The organism is Polaromonas sp. P3_C2, assembly GCF_056402675.1.
The window spans coordinates 1-3766 of the sequence record NZ_JBFUGX010000420.1; the positions used below are offsets into that span (position 1 = coordinate 1).

The 3766-nt window shown below is 59.0% G+C and carries 4 protein-coding genes; all 4 read right to left on the bottom strand.

What is annotated here, in order from left to right; translation table 11 throughout:
- The coding region (locus tag AC1DWI_RS16335) for an amino acid ABC transporter permease (RefSeq protein WP_457281126.1) at positions 1-689 on the bottom strand (689 nt) is incomplete at its 3' end.
- Between the two features lies 1 nt (position 690).
- A complete protein-coding gene (locus AC1DWI_RS16340) occupies positions 691-1413 on the bottom strand; it encodes an amino acid ABC transporter permease (RefSeq protein ID WP_457281127.1) in 723 nt (240 codons plus the stop codon).
- Positions 1414-1520: 107 nt separating this feature from the next.
- Complete coding sequence (locus tag AC1DWI_RS16345) at positions 1521-2411, bottom strand: transporter substrate-binding domain-containing protein (protein ID WP_477725222.1); 891 nt, start codon at positions 2409-2411, stop codon at positions 1521-1523.
- 544 nt (positions 2412-2955) lie between these two features.
- A partial coding sequence (locus AC1DWI_RS16350; RefSeq protein WP_477725223.1) for a LysR substrate-binding domain-containing protein occupies positions 2956-3766 on the bottom strand: 811 nt, incomplete at its 5' end.

Sequence of the window (3766 nt, forward strand, 5' to 3'; positions counted from 1 at the left end):
CAGCGAATGATGGCGATTCTGCTGTTCAGGCGTTTGACCATGAAGGACAGCCCGAAGCAGATCACGAAATAAACCACGGCGGCCAGCAGGTAGGCCTCTTCAGGACGGCCGAAGATCTTGCCGGCGGTGCTGAAGCCCTTGAGCAGGTCGTAGGCGCCGATGGCGTAAACCAGCGAAGTATCCTGGAACAGGATGATGGTCTGGGTCAGCAGGATGGGCACCATGTTGCGGAAAGCCTGCGGCAGGATGATCAGCTTCATGTTCTGCGAATAGGTCATGCCCAGGGCACGGCCCGCATTGACCTGCCCACGCGAGATGGACTGGATGCCCGCACGCATGATTTCGCTGAAGTACGCAGCCTCAAAGGCCACGAAGGTGATGATGGCCGAAATCTCGGCGCGGTAGTTGGCCCCCCAGGCGCCGAAGGTCGTGTAGAACGACGCAGGTACCAGCAGGAAGAACCACAGGATCACCATGACCAGCGGAACGGAACGCATGCCGTTGACGTAGATGGTCGCGGGAACCGTCAGGAATTTTTTGCCCGACAGACGCATCAGCGCAAGCACGGTGCCGAAAATAATGCCGCCTATGGTGGCGATGACGGTCAGCTCGATGCTGAAAATAAAACCCTTGACGACGAACTGGGAAATCATCTCCCAGTTCAGGAAGCTCATGTCGAGTCCAAGCATGTCAGTGCCCTCCGCCCGTTGAGCCGGCTACAACGAAGCCGGGGATCTGGACCTTCTTTTCAACAAAGGCCATGACCCGATTGACCGCGAAGGCAGAGATTGCATAAAGGGCCGTCACCGCCAGGTAGATCTCAATGCCGCGCGAAGTTTCTTCCTGCGCCTGCATGGCGAACATGGTGAGCTCGGCGATCGACACCGCGAAAGCCACGGAGGAATTTTTCAAGAGGTTCATCGACTCGCTGGTGAGCGGCGGAATGATGATGCGAAAGGCCATGGGCAGGATCACGTAGCGGTACGTCTGCACGGTGGTAAAGCCCATGGCCATGCCGGCATAGCGCTGGCCGCGCGGCAAGGCCTGCACGCCGGCCCTGACCTGCTCGGCAATACGCGCCGAGGTGAAAAATCCGAGAGCGAACACCACCAGGATGAAGCTGGGCAGCTCCTTCATGGCGGGGAAAATTTTGGGAACCACAAAGTACCAGATGAAAATCTGGACCAGCAAGGGAACGTTGCGAAACAGCTCGACCCAGGCATTGGCAAAGCGGACAAGCCACGGGCTGTTGGGCAAGGTGCGCAGCGTGCCGACCAGTGCGCCAAACAGCATGGCGATCACCCAGGATGCACCGGCGACGGACAGCGTCCAGCCCCATGCGTCAAACATCCATTGCAAGTAGGTTCGGCCACTACCGTCGTCATTTAGAAATACCTGCCAATCCCAAGTCATCACGGCTCCAGCAAAGGGTTGTTGTGTTGTTTTTCCATGCCACGGTAAACGAGAAACCCCGCCAGAGCATGATGTCAGGCGGGGTTCTTCAATTTACCTGACCCGAATTACTTCTGGGCGTACTCTTCCATGGGCTTGTCGTTCGGATTGTCCCAGGCTGCCTTGGTGCTGGCGCTCAGTGCCAGGCCCACCTTGGTGTTCTTCGGAGGAATCGGCGACAGGAACCATTTGGTCCACAGCTTGTTCATCTCGCCCGACTTGATCATGCCCTTGACCGTGTCGTCGGCCRGGCGCTTGAGCAGCGGGTCATCCTTGCGGATCATGATGGCGATGGGCTCGACGCTCAACACTTCACCAACGATCTTGAAGTCCGAAGGCTTCTTGGCGGTGGCGATGTTGCCGGCCAGGATGGAACCGTCCATGACGAACGCATCGGCGCGGCCCGATTCGAGCAGCAGGAAGCTGTCGGAGTGGTCCTTGCCGAAGATTTCCTTGAACTCGACGCCGGTGGCGCGCTTGTTCTTGCGCAGCGTCTGCACGGAAGTGGTACCCGTGGTGGTGGCCACGGTCTTGCCGCTGAGCTGGGCAACGGAGGTGATGCCGGAGGTGGCTTTCACCGCGATGCGGACTTCTTCGACGAAGGTGGTCACGACGAAGGCCACGTCTTTTTGACGGGTCGCGTTGTTGGTGGTGGAGCCGCACTCGATGTCGACTGTGCCGTTTTGCACGAGGGGAATGCGGTTTTGCGAGGTCACGGGCTGGTATTTGACTTCCAGCTTGCGCTCGGCGGCTTTTTCGAGGCCGGCCAGGATGCGCTGGCAGATTTCGACGTGGTAGCCGGTGTATTTGCCGTCACCGAGGGTATAGGACAGTGCACCGGAGGAGTCACGCACGCCCATGGTCACAACGCCTGAAGCCTTGACTTTGGAAAGGGTGTCGGCAAACGCACCGCCGGTGGCGAGCAATGCAACAGACAGAGCGACTAGCTTGAGTTTCATGGAATCTCCTGTAATGAATGAAACGATTAGCGAACTATTCTAGAGAGTTGGTTCCCGGGACATGCCTAGGTTTACCCGGCCTCTAAAAATGGAGGAACGCGGACGGCGTGAAAGGGTTGATGGTTTTGCAAACCCGCAGCATTGACAGCAATTTCTGGGGTTTTCCAAAATGGTGCGCGCATTAAAAGTCCGGAACTATACGGCAGATGTAAGCAGTCTTTGTGCCAGCAGACCGTCAGGCCGCCTGCACACGCGGCCGTACAGGCTGGGCGATCACCCGAATGGCGCGGTGCCTGGCGCAGACCGATGCCGCACAAAGGGCGGTAAGGAAGGCAACGCAGACAGCAAATGAATCAACAAGCACGGGCAAGCACCAAAATTTGAACGTCACGAACTGTAAATTTGGAGGTGTCAAAACACCAATGCTGTTTCGACGATCTTCCATGCATTTTTCTTATAACCACCTAGGGTTACTACTAGTCGTCAGTCTGATGCCAGCATTTGCCCCCAAGGCCACCAGCCCGCTTCGGCAAAGGCCGGTCGGCTAGCGCGATGCCTGTGTCCCCGCGCTACGGCCACCCACCTTTTCCTTGCCGCCGGTTTGTGCCTGCAGGTAAGTCCACAAGGCCTGGGCGTGGGTTTTGGCAGACTCCTTGGAGGTGGGCCGCTCACGGTACACGCGCACGTCCATGGTCATTTCCAGGTTGCCACCAGCGCTGACCAGTTTTTTGGCCCGTAATTCCTTCTTGACGGCGCTGAGCGGCAAAAACGCGATGCCGTGGCCTTCCAGGGCCATGGCCTTGAGGCCCTCGGCCATGTCGGTTTCGTACACCCGGTCCAGGTGGATGGCCGTGCTGGACTGCTTGAGGATCATGTCGACCATGCGGCCCAGGTAGGCGCCCGGCGCATAGCCCAGATAAGGCAAGGGCTGGCCGGCGCGGCCCGGCAGGCTGAACTCGGGCTCGCCCGCGGAATTGGCCCTGACAAAAGGTGCCAGCACTTCCTGGCCCAGCGACACCATTTCATAGCGGTCCGGATCCAGCTGGAAGGGCTGGGAGTCGTGGTGATAGGCGATCAGCAGGTCGCAACTGCCCTCGACAAGGCGCAGTACCGCATCGTGCACGTTCAGGGCAATCAGCCGGCTCTTGATGGGGCCGAACTTCTCGCGCAGGCTGCTGACCCAGGCGGGAAAGAAGGTGAAAGCCAATGTGTGCGGCACCGCAAACTCGATGACATCCTGCCCGGCCGAGGTGTGGCCGCGCAGCATGGCGCGGGTCGACTGCAAGCCCTGCAGCATCTCCAGCGACTGGCTGTACAGGGTTTCTCCGGCCGGCGTCAGCCGCGTGGGATAGGAG